A 17,497-nucleotide genomic window follows, 5' to 3' on the forward strand; every position below is an offset into this window, starting at 1 on the left:
GGGAACACGCGTCGAGGCGGTTGATCGACGACTACGCGCGGGGTGACGCGGCGATGGCCGCGGACACGGTGTGGGCGCTGGAGGCCCACCTGGAGGCGTGCGCGCCGTGCCGGAGCCTGCTGGCGGCCTCGGTGGCCACCGGGGCGCCCGAGGTCGCCGCGCTCGTCGACACCGTCCGGGCCGGTCTGGAGCCGCAGTTGGACGCGGCCGCCGGGGTGCGCCCGCGGCGGTACCGGCCGCGGTGGGTGTCGGCCTGGCTGACGCCGGTGCTGGCGCCGTGGCTGGCGATGACGGCCGCCGTGACCCTGCTGGCGCTGCTGCTGGACGCGGTCGCGTCGCCGACCTCGGTCGGCGGGGCCTCCCCGGCGTCGTCGATCGCGCCGGTGCTGCCGCTGTGCGGCGTGGCCCTGTCCTGGTCGCGCGCCCTGGACCCGGCGTACGAACTGACGGCCTCGACGGCCCGGGCCGGCCTGCCGCTGCTCCTGCGGCGCACCACGGCGGTCCTCCTGGTGGTGCTGCCCGGGCTCCTGGTGGGGGGTTGGCTGACCGGGACCATGTCGGCCGCGCAGTGGCTGCTGCCCTCGCTGGCCTTCACCTCCACCGCCCTGGCCCTGGGCAGCGTGGTCGGCGTGACCCGCGCCGCCACCGGGCTGGCGGCCGCGTGGGGCGCCGTCGTCGTGGCGCCCGCCTGGATCACCGGCCACCTCAGCGGCCACCTCCCGCTCGCCCCGGGGCTCCTGCTGCAGCCGGACCGGCTACCGGTGTGGGGGCTGCTCCTCGCGCTCGGCACCGGCGCCGTGATCGCCCGCAGGAACGTGTACTCGACGCTGTGAGAACGCCCGCTGTGAGAGCGCCCGCTGTGAGAACACCCGCCGTGAGAACGCCCGCTGTGAAAACGCTGTGACAACGTTGTCGACCCTCGAAGGGGACCACCGCATGACATCCGTGACGAGCGTGGCCGACACCGCGCCCAAGACCTACGCCTGGGAGATCCGGGCCGAGGACCTGAGGGTGCGGGTCGGACGGAAGAAGATGGCCGTGGACGGGCTCGACCTGTCCCTGGGCATCGGCACCCACGGCCTGCTCGGGCCCAACGGGGCGGGGAAGACCACCCTGATCCGGGCGCTGGCCACCGTACTGCGCCCCGCCGGGGGTGAACTGGAGCTGCTCGGCACCGCCGTGGGCGGGCTGGGCGACCACCGGGCGCTGCGCCGCCGGATCGGCTACCTGCCGCAGGAGTTCGGCTACTACAAGCGCTTCACGGTGCGTGAGTTCGTCGAGTACATGGCCTGGTTGAAGGAGGTGCCGAAGGCGGCCGTCCCGGCGGCCGTCCAGCGGGCCGTGGAACGGGTGGGCCTGGCGGACCGCGCCGACCACCGGATGAAGACCCTGTCCGGCGGCATGGTGCGGCGGGCCGGCATCGCGCAGGCCATCGTCAACGATCCCGCGGTGCTGCTGCTGGACGAGCCGACGGCCGGCCTGGACCCGGCGCAGCGGCTGCGGTTCCGCGAACTGCTCCAGGAACTGGGCCGCGACACCTGCGTGGTGGTCTCCACCCACCTGGTCGAGGACGTCGCGGCGGCCTGCTCCGACGTGGTGCTGTTCGCCGACGGCCGCCTCGTCTTCCAGGGCACGCCGGACGACCTGGCCGCGGCGGGCGGCCCCGAGCACCCGGGCGACAGCCCCCTGGAGCGCGGCTACTCGGCGCTGCTCCGCAACTCCGGCCGGCCGGGAGGCACCTGGTGAACGCACGTGTCCTGCGCACCGAACTGAGGCGTTCGGTCGCCCCCTGGCCCGGCGTCGTCGTCCTGGCCGGCAGCCTGGCGGTCTTCTTCCTGATCGACGGCATCTGGTGGAAGGGCACCGCCGGGTGGACGGCCCAGTGGACCTCCATGGCGATGTGGACCCGCTACCTGCTGGCCTTCTGGTGGCCGCTCGTGGTGGGCATGGGAGCCGTGTACGGGCTGCGCGACTCCCGCTCGCGGATGGCCGAACTGCTGGTCACCACACCGCTGCCGGCCTGGCGCCGGGCGACGCTGCCGGCCGGTGCGACGGCGCTCGCGGTGACGGCGGGCTTCGGTCTCCTCGTCCTTGTGGGCGGAGTCCAGGTGGCGCTCGGACCGACCACCTACACGGGCCTCGGCTGGCTGCCGATCTCGCTGGTGGCGGCGCTGGCCCTGGTCGCGGGGGCCGTGTTCGGCATGGGCGTCGCGCGGACCCTGCCCTCCGTTCTCACCCCGCCGGCCCTGGTGGTGCTCGTCCTCCTGCTGACGGGCCTCCTCATGAACAAGAGCAGTGACGGGGCACTGCCGTCGAGCATCGCGCCGAACCGGCTCGCCCAGCTGTCCCCGGCGATCGCGGAGCCGCGGCAGATGCTGCTGACCCTCTCCGGCTCCGTGCACCTTGGCCAGACGCTCTGGCTGCTCGGCCTGCTCGCCACCGGCTTCGCACTGCTGTCGGCCGCGACCCGCCGGGCCCGCCTGCTCGCGGTGACCCCTGCCCTGGCCGGCGCGGCCCTGGCACTGCTGGTCCTGCCCGCCGCTCCGCAGGACACGTACGTCGTCGACAAGGCCGCCGCGACCCTGGTGTGCGACGGACCGGTGTGCGTGACGCAGGCGAACCGCTCACGCCTGCCCGAGCTCGCGCCGCGCGGCAAGGAGGCGCTGCGCGTGCTGCACGACGTCCTGGGCGACCAGGCGCCGAACGCGGTGCGGGAGGACACCGAGCCGCGCGCGCTCGGCGACCCCCGCCCACTCTCCGGCGACGTGGTGCTGGTCGACTTCGACGAACGCCTGCTCGCCGATGCCACGGGTGAGGACCTGACCCGCGCGCTGATCGCCCAGGGTCTGGCACCGAGCTGCCGCGGGAACAGCGACCGGGAGGGCGGGGGCCGTCGCGCCGTCGTGGTCCAGAGCGTCGCCGTGAGCTGGGCCCTCCGGGATTCCCGGCTCCGACCGCTGGAGGAGAAGGGGAGCGACGCGTACGCGCTCACGACCTGGGCGGACGCCGACGTCGCCTGGCAGAGGCTGACGGCGCTGTCACCGGCCGAGCAGCGCTCGCGGATCGCCGAACTGCGCGCCGCCGCCCTCTCCTGCGCGGGGTACGACCAGCTGCCGGTGCTGTTGGGGGAGGCGTCGCGATGAGGTGGCTTGGTTTGTACGCGCGTTCACGGCAGGTGCCCACCTCGGCCGCCGCCGTCCTGCTGGTCGGGCTGGCGGTGTGGGCCCTGGTCGAGCCCGGTCCGTCGGACCTGGGCACGGCGGTCCTCGTCCTCGGCGCCAACGTGGTGGCCGCCTCGGTCGGGCTCGGCGGCCAGGACGTGCTGCTGGAGCGGACGGCCGCGATCCGGTGGCTGCCCCGCCGGGTGGCGCACGTGCTGCTGATCGGCGCGGTCGCCGGTGCGGCGCTGCTGGCCGTCCAGTCGGTGGGAACGGAGCTGGCCCCCACCGGGGTCGTCGTCCGGGACAGCGCGGGCCTGGTCGGCCTGGCCGCGCTCGGCGCGGTGCTGTGCGGGGCACAGCTCGCCTGGACCCTGCCGACCGGCTGGCTCGCGGCGGCCCTCCTCGTCCCGGTTCCGGGCGGCACCACCGGGAAGGTGCTCAACTGGATGATCTTTCCCACCGGCACGACGGCGTCCGACTGGACGGCGTGGACCCTGCTGGCGACCGGCACCGTGGCGTACGCCCTGGCGGGACCGCGGCGGTAGCGCGCCGATAGCGGGTCAGGGCCCGGGCGCCGGATCGACCGGCGGCCGGGCCCTGTTCACCGTGAGGGTCAGCTCAGGTTGCGGACCGCGGCGGCGTCGTAGGGCTGCAGGTCGGTGAAGCGGCCGGACAGGACCTTGGCGGCCCACTGCGGGTCCTGGAGCAGGGCGCGGCCGACGGCGACCAGGTCGAACTCGTCGCGCTCCAGCCGGTCGAGGAGGTTGTCGATGCCCTGGACGGGGGCGCCCTCGCCCATGAAGGCGCGGACGAAGTCGCCGTCGAGGCCGACGGAGCCGACGGTGATGGCGGGGCGGCCGGTGAGCTTCCTGGTCCAGCCGGCCAGGTTGAGGTCCGAGCCGTCGAACTCGGGGACCCAGTAGCGGCGGGTCGAGGCGTGGAAGGCGTCGACGCCGGCCTCGGCGAGCGGGGTGAGGATCGCCTCCAGCTCCTGCGGGGTCTCGGCGAGGCGGGCGTCGTAGTTCTCCGCCTTCCACTGCGAGTAGCGGAAGATCACCGGGAACTCCGAGGAGACGGCCGCGCGCACCGCCGCGACGAGTTCGGCGGTGAACTTCGTCCGGGCGACCGGGTCGCCGCCGTAGCCGTCGGTGCGGCGGTTGGTGCCGGCCCACAGGAACTGGTCGAGCAGGTAGCCGTGGGCGCCGTGCAGCTCGACGCCGTCGAAGCCGATCCGCTCGGCGGCCGCGGCGGCCTCGGCGAAGGCGCCGATCACGGCGTCGAGGTCGGCCCGGGTCATCGCCCGGCCCGCGCCCTCGGTCCCGTCGAGCCGGATGCCGGACGGGCCGACGGCGGGGGCGTCGGCGACCGGCGGGTCGCCCTGCTTGCGCACCATGCCGATGTGCCAGAGCTGCGGCACGATGGTGCCGCCCGCCGCGTGGACGTCCTCGGCGACGCGGGCCCACCCGGCCAGCTGCTCCTCGCCGTGGAAGCGCGGGATGGAGTCGCTCTGGCCGGCGGACTCGTGGCCGACGTACGTCCCCTCGGTGACGATCAGGCCGACGCCCGCGGCCGCGCGGCGGGCGTAGTACGAGCGCACGTCCTCGCCGGGCACGCCGCCCGGGGAGAAGCTGCGGGTCATCGGCGCCATCACGATGCGGTTGGGCACGGTCAGCCCGTTGATCGTGACGGGCCGGGAGAGGATCTCGGCCGCGCGGGAGGTCGACGGCTCGGTGACGGTCATGGGGATTCCTCGCAGATAGCGGTGCGTCCATTCGGTGCTGCGCGGTGCGGTGTCGGTCGGTGCCGCGCGGTGCGCCGGTGTGGAGACGGTTGCCCGTGCCAACCACCGCGGTGGCCCCGGCATTTCACCGGCCGTCGGAATCCCGGTGTGATCCGCGCCACTGGCCGTCGGTTGCCGGTTGCCGGTTGCCGGTCGACGGTCCAGCCGGTCACTGGCCGCCGTCACCGGCCGCCGTCACCGGCCGGGGGCGTGCCCGTTCCGGAGCGGTCAGCCCTGCCCGAGGTAGTGCCGGCCCGGTATCTGTTCGAAGATCAGGTTGGTGCGGGTCTGGGCCACCGCCGGGTGGGTGGTGAGGTGGTCGACGACGAAGTCGCGCAGGGATTCGGGGCCGGCGACGCCGACGTGCAGGAGGTAGTCGTCGGAGCCGGCCATGTGGAAGACGGCCAGGACGCCCGGCAGGTCGGGGGCGGTGCCGCGGAAGCTCTCGTTCTGCTCGCGGGTGTGGGCACGCAGCCGGACCGAGATCATCGCCTGGAGCGGCAGGCCGATGGCGGCCGGGTCGACGTCGGCGCGGTAGCCGCGGATGACGTCGCGGTCCTGGAGGGAGCGGACCCGGGCCAGGCAGGTGGAGGGGGCGATGCCCACCGCCTCGGCGAGGGCGTTGTTGGGGAGGCGGGCGTTGTCGGCCAGGGCACGGATGATCGCCCGGTCGGTGTCGTCGATGGGGGCCCGCCGGCGCTGCGGATTGTTCGGCATGAGTGCCAGGATCCCAGCCGATTCCGTCGATGAGCAAACCTGTTCGGGCTTCGGCCGAATCTTCTTCGGACGGTCTTCCGGGAATCGCCGGAAAGTTCCATCCTGGGCGGCGCGAGCGGTGAACGCCCCTCGACCCCCACCACGTCCGGAGCGCCCCGCCGATGAGCCCGACCGCCACCGCCACCAGTCCCTTCGCAGAGACCGAGACCGGGACCGTGACCGCCGTCGACCCGGGCCCGGAGCTGGACTGCGGCGACTTCGTGCTCCCCGCCGCCGGGCTGGACGACGCCCAGCGGCTGCGCGCGCTGGACACGGTGGACGAGTACCTGACGCGCAAGCGCGAGCACCTGGTCGGCTACCAGGCCACCCAGGACATGAAGGGCACCGCGCTGGACCTGGCCCGGTTCATGCCGAACAACATCAACAACCTCGGCGACCCGTTCCAGAGCGGCGGCTACAAGCCGAACACCAAGGTCGTCGAGCGCGCCGTGCTCGACTACTACGCCCGGCTGTGGCACGCGGAGCGCCCGCACGACCCGGCCGACCCGGAGTCGTACTGGGGCTACATGCTGTCCATGGGCTCGACCGAGGGCAACATGTACGCGCTCTGGAACGCCCGCGACTACCTCAGCGGCAAGGCGCTGATCCACCCGCCGGCCGCCCCCGGGGACGAGCTGCGCTACGTCCAGGCCGCGCCCGACCGGGACAACCCGAACGCCCACCGCCCGGTGGCGTTCTACTCCGAGGACACCCACTACTCCTTCGCCAAGGCCGTCCGGGTGCTGGCCGTCGAGACCTTCCACGCCGTCGGCCTGGAGCTGTACCCGGACGAGTGCCCGCTGGTCGACCCGGCCACCGGGCGCCGGGAGTGGCCGGCCGAGGTGCCCTCCGCCCCGGGCCCGTCCGGGTTCGCCTGGGACGGCCCGGGCTCGGTGGACGTGGACGCGCTCGCCGCGCTGGTCGAGTTCTTCGCCGCCAAGGGCCACCCGGTCTTCGTCAACCTCAACCTCGGCAGCACCTTCAAGGGCGCCCACGACGACGTCCGGACGGTCTGCGAGCGGCTGCTGCCGATCTTCGAGCGGTACGGCCTGGTGCGGCGCGAGGTGGCGTACGGGACGGACCCGCGCACCGGGCGGCCGCTGGTCGACGTGCGCCGCGGCTTCTGGATCCACGTGGACGGCGCGCTCGGCGCGGGCTACGCGCCGTTCGCCCGGCTGGCCTCGCAGGACCCGGCGTACGGCTGGACTCCGGAGACGGAGCTGCCGGAGTTCGACTTCGGGCTCACCCTGCCGACCGCGGGCCACGGCGAGGTCGACATGGTCTCCTCGATCGCGATGAGCGGCCACAAGTGGGCGGGCGCGCCGTGGCCCTGTGGCATCTACATGACGAAGGTGAAGTACCAGATCTCGCCGCCGTCCCAGCCGGACTACACGGGCGCCCCCGACACCACCTTCGCCGGCTCCCGAAACGGCTTCTCCCCGCTGATCCTCTGGGACCACCTGTCCCGCCACTCCTACCAGGACCAGGTCGACCGGATCCGGACCGCGCAGGAGCTCGCCGACTACCTGGAGCGGCGCCTGCTGGCCATGGAGCACGAGCTCGGCGTCGACCTCTGGCCGGCCCGCACCCCGGGCGCGGTCACCGTGCGGTTCCGCAAGCCGAGCGCCGAGCTGGTGGCCAAGTGGTCGCTGTCCTCGCAGGACGTGCTGCTCGTCCCGGGCGACGAGTCCACCCGCCGCAGCTACGTGCACGTCTTCGTGATGCCCTCGGTCGACCGCGCGAAGCTGGACGCGCTGCTCGCCGAACTCGCCGAGGACCCCGCCGTTCTGGGCTGATCCACCGGCCGGGTCCGTAGCCCGCTGTGACGCCGGGTCCGTAGCGCGCTGTGACGCCGGATCCGGGGGCGCCGGGCCGCGCGGACCGCACCGGCTGCGAAGGGTGACGGAATGCCGGGTGCGGCGGTGGGGGGCCTTTTGACACGCCGTTTTGCGGCGACTAGCGTGAATTCAAAGGGCGCCGCTCCTGGTCGGCCTTTGAACCACCGGCCGGTGGAACGCATTCCGCCTGTCGACGAACTCCTCAGGGAGCGAGCCCGGTCTCCTTTCCGCCGCACGGCCTGCGGGAGGCGCGATGAACGGCTACGACGTCTACTGCAAGGCGATGACGGGGGATCAATGGCGGGGCTGGTGGGTGACTTGGCCCCCGTCGAGCCGCGTTCGCCTGGGTGACGTGCTCGACCGGCAGGACTCGGTCCGGAGGGCGGGCAGCCTGGCCGACCGCGGTGTCTCGTTCATTTCCGAGGACGGGACTCCGCCGGGTCTGTTCGTTTACGATTCGAACAAGTCCGTGAGTGTGCGTTTCAAAGCCGCCGGGGCCGCTCCCGATCCCCTTTCCGGACTGAGCGCGATCGACGCCGGTGCGTCGGTCACGTTCGGAAAGGAGAACACGGCGTTCGTGGTGTTCCGCGGTATCGCGCAGACGGGGATCGCCGACGTCCGGAGCCTGGCGAACGACCTGGCGACGCTGTGGTGGAACAAGGCCTGGGACGAGTCGCTGCTGGCCGTCACCAGCGTGGTCTCCGCCCGCGGTGGCACCGTTCTCGCGGCGGCGGCCGCGGGCGCGACGGCGGAGCTCAAGGTGGCCGCGTCGGCCGGCGTCGCGGGGGTGCTCCAGCTGGCCGACCTGGCGCTCGACGCCTCGGTCGTCCACCGCAGTGCCCTCGGCGCGGAGTGGACCGGCGCGGACGTCACGCCCTTCTACCAGGTGGTGCGGCTGCGCGAGAACTGGCGGGGCAAGGTGCACGCCGAGTACGGGCCGCGGCAGTCGGGCCACGGGGCCCTGCCCACCGCCCTTCCCCCCTTGCTGACCGAGGAGATCCGGGACGACCCCGCCGCCGTCCTCGGCCCGGTGGACGAGGCCGAGCAACTGCCGTTCGCCCCTTCGCGGGGCGGCTGACCCGCCGTCCGAGGCCGTGATGACGAGCGTCCGATTCCGCCTCGCACCCGGTCCGCCCGAGCCGGCGGGCACGGGTGACGGTCCCGCCAGGGTCGGTCTGCGGGTGGCGGGGCTCGAACCGGGCCCGCCGCGGGAGGCGGTGGAGGACCTGGACCTCGCGGAGGCCGCCGGGTGCGCCGAGGACCTGACCGGGGTGCTCGGCCCGGGGACCACCGACCAGCGGCGGAAGGCGGCGGGCGAGCGGCTGTTCGCCCTGCTGACCCCCGGCACCGTGGGCGCGCTCTGGGGCCGGGTGCGGGCGGGCGCGCGGGCGGAGGACACCGGGGCCGACCCGGTGCGGCTGAGCCTGGAGATCGCGGTCGAGGACCTGCGGCGGCTGCCGTGGGAGCTGCTCCGGGACGGCGGGAGCTGGATCTTCCACGACCCGAGGCTGCTGGTCTCACGCCGGCACGCGCCCGCGCACCTCCCCGTCCCCGGCTTCCCCGGCGCGGAGGGCGCCGGCGACGGCGACGGCAACGGCGAGGCGCCGGCCGACGCCGGGCGGCAGCCGGCCGGGCCCGCTGAGCTCGGGCCGCTGCGGGTGCTGCTCGTGGTCTGCAACCCGCTCGACCGGACGGACCTCGCCGACCAGGAGCACGCCACGATCGCGGCGGCGCTGGGCACCTCGCCCGGCCGCGCGCACCTCCAGGTCCTCGAAGGCCCGTCGCACCAGCGGCTCTTCGACGAGGTCAGGACGTGGCGCCCGCACGTCCTGCACTTCGTCGGCCACGGCATGCCCGCGGTGGAGGGGGCCGCCGCCGCCCTGCCGTTCAACTGGGCCACCCGGGAGAACCCCGAGGTCGACCCGAAGGAGCAGTGGAGCCTGGAGTCCGAGGACATCGCCGAGCTGCTGGACGAATGGCGGCCCCGGCTCGTCGTCCTGAACGCCTGTCGGACGGCGGCCGACCCGGTGGACAAGCTCGGCGGCCTCGCCCACGCCTTCCTCGAGGCCGAGGCCGAGGCGGTGGTGTCGATGCAGGCCGACATCGACTCGCCGGCCGGCGTCGCCTTCGCCTGCGCGCTCTACCGGGAGGTGGTGAAGGGGCTCGCGGTGGACCGGGCCGTGCACACCGCCCGTCGGGAACTGCGCAACCGCTTCAGCGAGCAGGGGTACTGGGCGCTCCCGGTGCTGGCCACGCAGCGTGACCCGGAGGCGGCCCTGGCGATCCGCTTCGTGCCGACCGAGCGGTCCATCACCACGCTCTGTGAGAACTCGCTCTACCGCGACCTGAAGCTCTTCGTGGACCGCGCGGACGAGCGCCGGGTGGCGTGGCAGGCGCTCGACCCCGTCGGGCCGCAGGAGGGCCGTCCGCTGCTGGTCATCTCCGGGCAGTCGCGGGTCGGGTCCCGGTGCACCGGCAAGACCTGGTTCACCCGCTCCTGCCTGCTGAGCTGCTTCCTGCACGGGCACCGCATCACCTACGTGGACCTGAGGAGTCGGCCGTCCGGCGGCGCCGGCGGAGAGCCCGGCAGCACCCACAAGGACTGGCTGGGCCTGCTCCGGGCGGTGCGTGACGGCTGCCTGGACGACAGCCAGCCGGAGCCGATGCGGCCGGAGGCCTTCTCCGCGTTCAACGCCGAACTCAACGCGCTGGTCGCGGGCGCCGTGCCGGTGACGGCCGGGCCCGGCGCCGCGCCCGCCGAACCGGTCGCGGACCAGGGCCGGCCGTTCGACGAACAGGTCGGGCAGGCGGACCGGCGCCGGGCGGGGATCTTCCGGGCCTTCCTGGACGCCCTGCACGCGGCCGACCCGGACCCCGCCCGCGTCCACGTCCTCGCCCTCGACCACGCCGAGTTCCTGCTGCCCGAGATGTGCCGGCAGGCCGTCTACCCCGAACTGATCGAGCCCGTCGCGCGGCGGCGGGAGGCACCGCTGAGGCTGCTCCTGGTCACCACCAAGGACTGGATCGACCGGGGCGCACTTCCCCCGGAGGACGGCGGGTGGTGGCAGCCGGTGCTGACGCTCGGGGACTTCCCGGACCGCGACTACCTGCGTCTGGCCGACGAGTACTGCCAGCGGGCGGGCCTGAACTTCGCCGCGGAGGAGGTCCGGGGCGCGTTCGAGGGATACACGAAGATGATCTCCAGGCGGGGCGGCGTCGCGGTCGACCTCTTCCGAACGATCCGGCAGACCCTGTACGGAGCGGACACATGACCGGATCGATCGAGCAGATCACCGCCTTGATCGAGGCCGGTGCCGACTTCGACGAGATCCGTCGGCGGATGCTCCCGGCGGGGTGGGAGCCCCTGCTCAAGGCCTGCGCCGCCGCCGGCGTCTTCGACCGGGAGCTCTTCGACCGCGTCCTCCGGCCGTCCGCCGGTCCCGGCCCGCCCGGGCTGGACCGGCTGGTCGAGCGGGAGGTCGTCGAGCCGGCGCCCGGCGAGCCGGGCCGCTACCGGCTGTCGCAGGACGACCGCGCGGCCTACATGAAGCTCTGGCTCGTGGACTGGGCCGGCGGCGCGGCGCCCCGGGACCTGGCGAAGCTGGAACGGCGGCTCGCCGAGCACCGGGCCGCCGCCGGGGACCGGCGCGAGCAACTGCGCCACCTGCTGGTGGGCGACCGGAAGCGCGGGCTGCGGCTGTTCGACGAGCTCTTCACCGCGGCGGACACCGCCCGGGACTTCGCCCGCTGCCAGGACCTGCTGGACGTGCTCGCCGACGACGACCGCCTCTCCGTGTACGGCCCGGAGGTCGCCCGGGTCCGGGAGGACCGCGCGGGCTACGTACGGGCCCGGTGCCACTGGGCGGTGGACTACGCCCGCTGCGCGCAGTACCTGGCGCGGCCCGAACTGGAGGAGCAGGCCGCCGCCCTGCTGGCCGGCACCGACGTCCGGGCGTGGCAGCTGCACGGTGCGGCCGGGATGGGCAAGACCACCCGGCTGCGCTGGCTCGTCACCCGCTACTGCGCCGGCGCCGAGCGGGACGTCCCGTGCGCCCGGATCGACTTCGACGTGGTCTCCCCGGTGACCGTCGGCCGCTACCCGTGGCTGGCGCTGCTGGAGGCGGCCGCGCAGTTCGACGACCGCTGGGGCAAGCGGACCTTCGGCAGCCTGGACCGCTACGCGTCGTTCCGCAGCCTGCTCGGCCGCCGTCCGTCCGACCTGAGCCGCACCGCGGCCCAGGGCTTCCGGACCACCGGGGACCCGGACACGCTGCGGGCGGAGGTCACCCGGGTCTTCGTCGACCGGTTCAACGACGCCGCCGGAGACCGGCCGGCCCTGCTGGTCTGCGACACCACGGAGGAACTGCTGCTGCGGGGCACACCCGGAGTCGGCCGCTTCCTCGCGCTGCTGGGGGAGGTGCAGCAGGACTGCCCCGCGCTCCGCATCGTGCTGGCCGGCCGGTACGACCTGGCGACACGGGCCCCGGAGGCCCTGGCCGCGCTGAAGGGCGTCGAGTCCATCGAGGTGACGCCGTTCACCGACGAGCAGGCCGAGACCTACCTCCGCACCATCCGCGGCATCGCCGACCCCGGCAAACGGGCCGTCGCCCGACGGCGGGCCAACGGCCGGCCGCTGGTCCTCGCCCTGTTCGCCGACGCCATCGAGCTGGACCCGGACCTGGGCGTCGAGGCCCTGGAGAAGACCCGGGACCCGGTCATCCCGCCGCTGATCGAGCGGGTGGTGTGCCGGATCACCGAGGAGCCGGTGCGCTGGCTGCTGCGCTACGGCGTCGTCCCCCGCAAGCTGCGGCGCGAGGACCTGGCGGTGATGGCTCCGTTCCTGCGCAACATGGCGGGGCCCACCCCGAGCGACGACCCCAGGGCGGACACCGACGGCCTCGGCGGCCCGGACGCCTACCCGTTCACCCGGCCGCCCGGGACCACCGCCGAGCTCGACCGGATCTGGGCCGAGCTGCTCAACTACGCCGGCTCCTCCTCCTGGGTCTCGCAGGCCGCCGAGGACCCCTCGACGGTGGTCTTCCACCCGGACGTGCTGGTGCCCCAGCGGCTGCTCCTCGCCGACCACCCGGTCTTCGAGGACCTGCACCGCGCCTTCGCCCGGCACTTCGAACTGCTCGCCGAAGGGGCCCCGGACCGCTGGGCGGAGTTCACCCGGGAGGCGCTCTACCACCGGTTCCAGCCGGGCGACCCGCAGGCCGCCGCCGCCTGGCGGAGCGCACTGCGGCGGGCCCGGCAGGCCGACGCGCTCGACGAGCTGCACGAGCTCGCCTGCGAGGTGCTGGGCGGCGACTACCTGGACGAGGACGGCACGCCCCGGCGCGGCGGACGCGGGACGGCGCTGATCACCCACGCCGAGGTGGCCGAGGCCCGGCTCCAGGAGGCCTACGTGCTCGCCCGCCGGGCGCTGCGCGACCGGGTCGGGGCGGGGGACCCGCAGTGGGACGAGGTCGAGTACGCCCTGGAGCAGGCGGCCCGGGCCCGCGACGCCTCGCCCCGGGCCCTGCCCGTCCCCGGCGGGGAACACGTCGTGCGGGCGATGCTGCTGAACGCCGAGGGCCGGGCCGAGGCCGCCGTGCGCTGCGCCGAGCACGCGCTGACGGCGGCCGACCCGGATGAGCGCCTGGACGCGCTGCGCGTGCTCGGGGACAGCAGGGCCGCCGCCGGCGACCCGACCGCGCAGGACGCCTACCAGGAGGCCTTCGAGCTGGCCCTGCGCGAGGGCAAGGCCGTCCGGGCCGTCGAGATCGGCCTCGCCCTCGCCCGCGACCGCGAGGCGCACGGGCGGCTGGACGAGGCCCTGCGCTGGTGCGAACGGCTCGAACCGCTCGCCCCGCTCGCCGCCTCCCCGAGCCTGGTGCTCGCCCGGGCCGGGCTGCTGCTCGCCTGCCGGCGGCCCTGCGCCGCCCTGCGCGTCCTACGGCCCCTGCTCGGCACGGACGACCGGCCGGCCGCCGGCGGCGCGGCCGTCGACGCCGCGGTGGAGGCGGAACTGCTCCGGGCCCGGGCGGCGTTCATGCTCGGCCGGGAGGAGCGCGCCCGGACGGCCCTGGACCGCGCCACCCTGCTCACCGAACGCGTGCCCGGGGCGGCCCGCTACCGGTGGCGGGCCCGCATCCACCAGCTCGGCGGTGTGCTGTCCGGCGAACTGCTCGGGGTCGAGGAGGCGGAACGGTACTTCCAGCAGGCCGAGAGCCTGTGGCAGGAACTCGGCTACCACGACGGCCACCCAACGTGCCGCTACCTCCACGCCCGCTTCCTGCTCCGCGACGTCGGCGACCTGGTGGAGGCGCGCGAACTGCTCGCCGCCGCCGGCCCCCGCACCGGCCCGCCGGCCGGCCGGTCGGCCACGCCCGAGGACGAGTTCGCGCTCCGCACGGCCCTGCTCGCACGCGAGCTCGTCCTCGACGAGGGCGGCCGGCCCGACCCGGAGCGGCCGACCGCGGAACCGGCCCCGCGGCTGCCGCCCCGGCAGGCCGCCCTGCTGGCCACCCAGTGGATGGTCGAGGACTGGCGCAGGACCCGGCGCTCCGACCCCCCACCGCGCGACCGGGAGTCGGTCCAGGCGCTCGCCCACGCCCTGGAAGCCCTCGAACCGCCGTCCGCCCGGCTGTTCGTCCTGGACGAGCTGCGCCGTTGCCGGACCCCGCGCAAGGCCTCGGACACCGTGCTGGCCCCGCTGTACCGGGTGTTCCCCGCCGCCGACGACGCGCCGGACCCGCTGGACCGGGCCCTGCACCGGGCGCTGCTCGCCGAGCTCGACCGGCTGGCCGGCCGGCCCGACCGCGCCCATTCGGCCGTCGACGAGGCCCGGGCCGTCCTCCAGGAGGACACCTACCACCGGGACCCGCTGCAGTGGTGGCGCTGGTTCCGGGCCGGCACCCGGCTCGGCGTCCCCGACGAACCCGCGCGCGGCGACTACCCGTCGACCATCGCCGACCGCTTCCCGCTGCTGCACGCCGCCGTCCTGGCCGGGCTCGCCAAGGACGCCCGGCGGGCCGGCGACGCCGCGCGGGCCGGGGAACTGATCACCCGCGCGCTGGAGGCCTCGGCCCGGGTGGCCCGGCCGACCCGCTGGGCGGCCGACGCGCTGCGCACCTACGCGGAACTGGCCGACGACCCGGACGCGCGCTCGTCCGCCGACCGCCTCTACCAGCGGCTCGGCCGGCCGCAGCGCCCGGCCGAGCCCGTCCCGTCGCCGACCTGGCAGCCGCCGCAGGCCGCCGGGCAGCTGGCGATCCGTCTGACCGCCCCCGACGGCCTGCCGTCGGCGGACACCGAGGCGCTGCAGCGGCTGCTGTTCAACGACCCCGGGGCCGTGGTGGAGCGCCTGCGCGAGCCCCTGGCCGAGGCGCTCGGGGCGGTCCGGGAACCGGACCGGAACCGGGTGCTGCGCCTGGAGTCCGACGACGCCGCCGTCCACGCGCTGCCGTGGGAACTGGCCGTCACCGAGCCCCGGGGAGCGGGGCCGGGCGCCGGGCCGTACGGGTTCCGCACCCTGCCCGGCGCGGCCGAGCACGGCACCCTCGTCCAGTTGCAGACCTCGCTGCGCGACACGGTCGACCCGGACCTGCCGCTCGACGGCTTCCTCGGCCCGCGCACCCGGCGGGCCCTCGCGCTGGTGACCGGGCCGCGGGCCGCCGGCGGCCCCGAGCCGGACCCGGAGTCCCTGGCCGACCTGGCCCGGCAGCGGCAACGCCCCTCGACCGGCACGCCCACGGTGGTCATCGTGGCCCCGCCCACGGCCGTGCAGTACGGGTCCCGGGGCAGTCACCGGCTGTCCGGGGTGGCCCTCGCCGACGTCTACGCGTCCTTCGGCTTCACCGTCCGCTTCGTGGAGGCCGTCGACTCCGGCGATCCGCTGACCACCCGGCCGAGCCTGGTCCACGTCAGTGCCCCGCTGGAGGCCACCCCCAGGGGTCCGTACTTCGACATGTCCGTGGCGTACTCGGAGTCGCGGCTGGAGAGCAGGTCGCGGGGGTTCGACCTGCCGGCCGCCGCCCTGGCGGAGTGGCTCCGGGTGTCCCCGGACTGCGTGGTGGTGCTCGATCCGCCGGTGCCCGGGTCCCCGCTGGACATCCCCGAGCAGATGCTGTGGCGCAACCAGTTCGCGGCCCAGCTGTTCGCCAGGCTCCCCGCCGCCGCCGTGCTCGGCATCGGGCTGAACGAGTACCACACCTACGCGTCCGTCGCCCAGCTGGCGACCGCCGTCCGGGACCGGCGGCAACTGGCCGACGCCTTCCACGAGTTGGTGCTGGTCCGGAGCGGTCCGGTCTGGGAGGGCTCCACCTGGCGGGCCAGCGACACCACCCTGTTCGCCACCGCCACCACCTTCGCCGACCACGTCCTGTCATGACCGGCGCCGACCGCGAGGAGCGCAGCCGGGCCCGGACCCGCCACCTGGTGGCGAGCCTGGAGGCGGAGACCGCCCGCTGGACCGAGGCCACCGGGCCCGGCGAGCCGCTGGAGAAGCACCACAGCCAGGTGGCCTGCCTGGTGCGGCTGCTGCGCACCTGCCTGCGGGACCTGGACGGGCTCCCCGACCGCGAACTGACCGAGCCGGTCCTCGACCTCCACCACGTGTGGGACTTCTTCCGCGGCAAGCTCGTCCTGCGCTGCCTGCCGCAGTACCGGGACTTCCTGGAGACGGCCGACGAGCTCGCCTGGGCCTGCTACCAGCCGGCGCCGGCCGCGGCCGGGACGGGCCCCGGGGTGCCGCCGCTGGTCTTCCTCAACCGGGCCGAGGTCCCGTTCGCGGTCGGCCGCGGCCACGACTACCGGGAGCTCCTGCCCGGGGCCGTACGCACCCGCTCCGGCGAGGCGGCGGCGGGCACGCTGCCGTTCCCGATCATCGGCGTGCCCTGGCACCAGACCGAGCACCTGCCGGGGCTGCTCACCGTGGCGCACGAGGTCGGCCACCACGTCGAGGACGACTGCGGACTGGGGCTCGCGCTGCGGGCCAGGGTGCGGGGGAGCGGCCTCCCGTCCGAGCGCCAGCGGCTCTGGGAGGACTGGGTGACCGAGGTCTTCGCGGACGTCTGCGCCTGCCTGGCCTGCGGCCCCGCCTACCTCGACACGCTGTCCGACGCGCTGGCCGAGCTCCCGCCGCTCGCCTTCGGCGGGTACCCGCCGAAGGAACTGCGGCTGAGGGCCTGCCGAAGCGTGTTCGAGCCGGCCGCACCGGGTGCGGGCGAGCGGCCGGGTGAACCGTCGGGGGAGCAGGGCCCGTCGGACGAGGCGGCGGTGGTGGTCCGGGCGCTGACCGCCGACGGCTACGCCGAACTCGGCGGCCGGACCCTGCCGTCCGTGCTGACCTGCGCCGAGGCGTGGGAGCCGGAGGTGGCGGCCGGCCGGCTGCTGGCCGGCATGCCGTCGGGGACGGCCGACGCCCGGGCGTCCCTGGCCTCGGCGGCCGCCGCCTTCGCCCGCGATCCGGCCGGCTACGACGCGATGGGCGTCGGGCGGCGGGTGGTCCGGGAGGTCCTGGACCACCGCCCCAAGGGCCCCCGGGCCGCCACCCCCGCACCGGAGGCCGCTGACCGGCGGGCCACCGCCGCGGGGCACCTCCTCGCGGGCCTGCTCACCCGGACCGGGTCGTCCGCGGGCTGAGCGGCTGCGCTGCGATCGTCCGGGGCGTGATCCCCTCCGGTCCGGTCGTCCGGGGCCCGGGTCTCTTCGGTCCGATCGTTCGGACCGGAACGGTTCGGGCCCCGGCCCAACGTCCACCGCCGGTGCGCGCGGGGCAATCCGGGTGCCGGGCCGACGGGTCGTCAGTGGTCCACCGGGGCAGACTTCGCGGCCCGCGGGGGCCGGGCCGGTTGCCCTCGGAGGCCCTGTCCGGTTGCCCCGAAAGGGCAGACGCCCTCCGGTCGGCGCGGTACGGCGGCCTGGTCGGAGGGCGTTCGGCCCGACCGAAGTTACCGGCCGGTGTTGACATGGTCACA

11 protein-coding genes are annotated in these 17,497 nt (G+C 75.1%); 9 read left to right on the forward strand and 2 right to left on the reverse strand.

What is annotated here, in order from left to right:
- Nucleotides 1-53 precede the first annotated feature (53 nt).
- The 4 genes from IE332_RS19155 (at nt 54) to IE332_RS19170 (ending at nt 3,706) form a co-directional block, all read left to right on the forward strand.
- Complete coding sequence (locus IE332_RS19155; RefSeq protein WP_229928711.1) at nt 54-833, forward strand: zf-HC2 domain-containing protein; 780 nt, start codon at nt 54-56, stop codon at nt 831-833.
- A gap of 103 nt (nt 834-936) precedes the next feature.
- Nucleotides 937-1,746, forward strand: a complete 810-nt coding sequence (locus IE332_RS19160) for an ABC transporter ATP-binding protein (RefSeq protein WP_189917829.1) — start codon at nt 937-939, stop codon at nt 1,744-1,746.
- Nucleotides 1,743-3,143, forward strand: coding sequence for a hypothetical protein (locus tag IE332_RS19165; RefSeq protein WP_189917831.1), 1,401 nt, complete (start codon nt 1,743-1,745; stop codon nt 3,141-3,143). The genes IE332_RS19160 and IE332_RS19165 overlap by 4 nt, the downstream gene beginning before the upstream one ends.
- Entirely contained in the window at nt 3,140-3,706 is a 567-nt protein-coding gene (locus IE332_RS19170; RefSeq protein ID WP_189917840.1) for a hypothetical protein, read from the forward strand. Before IE332_RS19165 ends, IE332_RS19170 begins: the two co-directional genes overlap by 4 nt.
- A gap of 68 nt (nt 3,707-3,774) precedes the next feature.
- Here the strand turns inward: IE332_RS19170 and IE332_RS19175 are convergent, their stop codons facing one another.
- Together IE332_RS19175 and IE332_RS19180 are read right to left on the reverse strand one after the other, a co-directional pair.
- A complete protein-coding gene (locus IE332_RS19175) occupies nt 3,775-4,902 on the reverse strand; it encodes an NADH:flavin oxidoreductase (protein ID WP_189917842.1) in 1,128 nt (375 codons plus the stop codon).
- Between the two features lie 267 nt (nt 4,903-5,169).
- The gene (locus IE332_RS19180; RefSeq protein WP_229928712.1) at nt 5,170-5,658 is read right to left on the reverse strand and encodes an Lrp/AsnC family transcriptional regulator; all 489 of its coding nucleotides are present in this window, start codon (nt 5,656-5,658) and stop codon (nt 5,170-5,172) included.
- Between the two features lie 161 nt (nt 5,659-5,819).
- Here IE332_RS19180 and IE332_RS19185 point away from each other — a divergent pair, with 161 nt between their 5' ends.
- The 5 genes from IE332_RS19185 to IE332_RS19205 all read left to right on the forward strand — a co-directional run bounded on the left by IE332_RS19185 (nt 5,820) and on the right by IE332_RS19205 (nt 17,162).
- The gene (locus IE332_RS19185; RefSeq protein WP_189917845.1) at nt 5,820-7,493 is read left to right on the forward strand and encodes a PLP-dependent aminotransferase family protein; all 1,674 of its coding nucleotides are present in this window, start codon (nt 5,820-5,822) and stop codon (nt 7,491-7,493) included.
- 295 nt (nt 7,494-7,788) lie between these two features.
- Nucleotides 7,789-8,613 (forward strand): hypothetical protein, encoded by an 825-nt coding sequence (locus IE332_RS19190; RefSeq protein WP_189917846.1) that lies wholly within the window; start codon nt 7,789-7,791, stop codon nt 8,611-8,613.
- Between the two features lie 103 nt (nt 8,614-8,716).
- Nucleotides 8,717-10,807, forward strand: a complete 2,091-nt coding sequence (locus IE332_RS19195) for a CHAT domain-containing protein (RefSeq protein WP_189917848.1) — start codon at nt 8,717-8,719, stop codon at nt 10,805-10,807.
- Complete coding sequence (locus IE332_RS19200; RefSeq protein WP_189917850.1) at nt 10,804-15,909, forward strand: hypothetical protein; 5,106 nt, start codon at nt 10,804-10,806, stop codon at nt 15,907-15,909. Before IE332_RS19195 ends, IE332_RS19200 begins: the two co-directional genes overlap by 4 nt.
- On the forward strand, nt 15,906-17,162 hold the full coding sequence (locus tag IE332_RS19205) for a hypothetical protein (protein ID WP_189917851.1): 1,257 nt from the start codon (nt 15,906-15,908) through the stop codon (nt 17,160-17,162). The genes IE332_RS19200 and IE332_RS19205 overlap by 4 nt, the downstream gene beginning before the upstream one ends.
- Nucleotides 17,163-17,497: the final 335 nt, after the last annotated feature.

Source organism: Kitasatospora xanthocidica, assembly GCF_014656195.1.
GTDB lineage: Bacteria > Actinomycetota > Actinomycetes > Streptomycetales > Streptomycetaceae > Kitasatospora > Kitasatospora xanthocidica.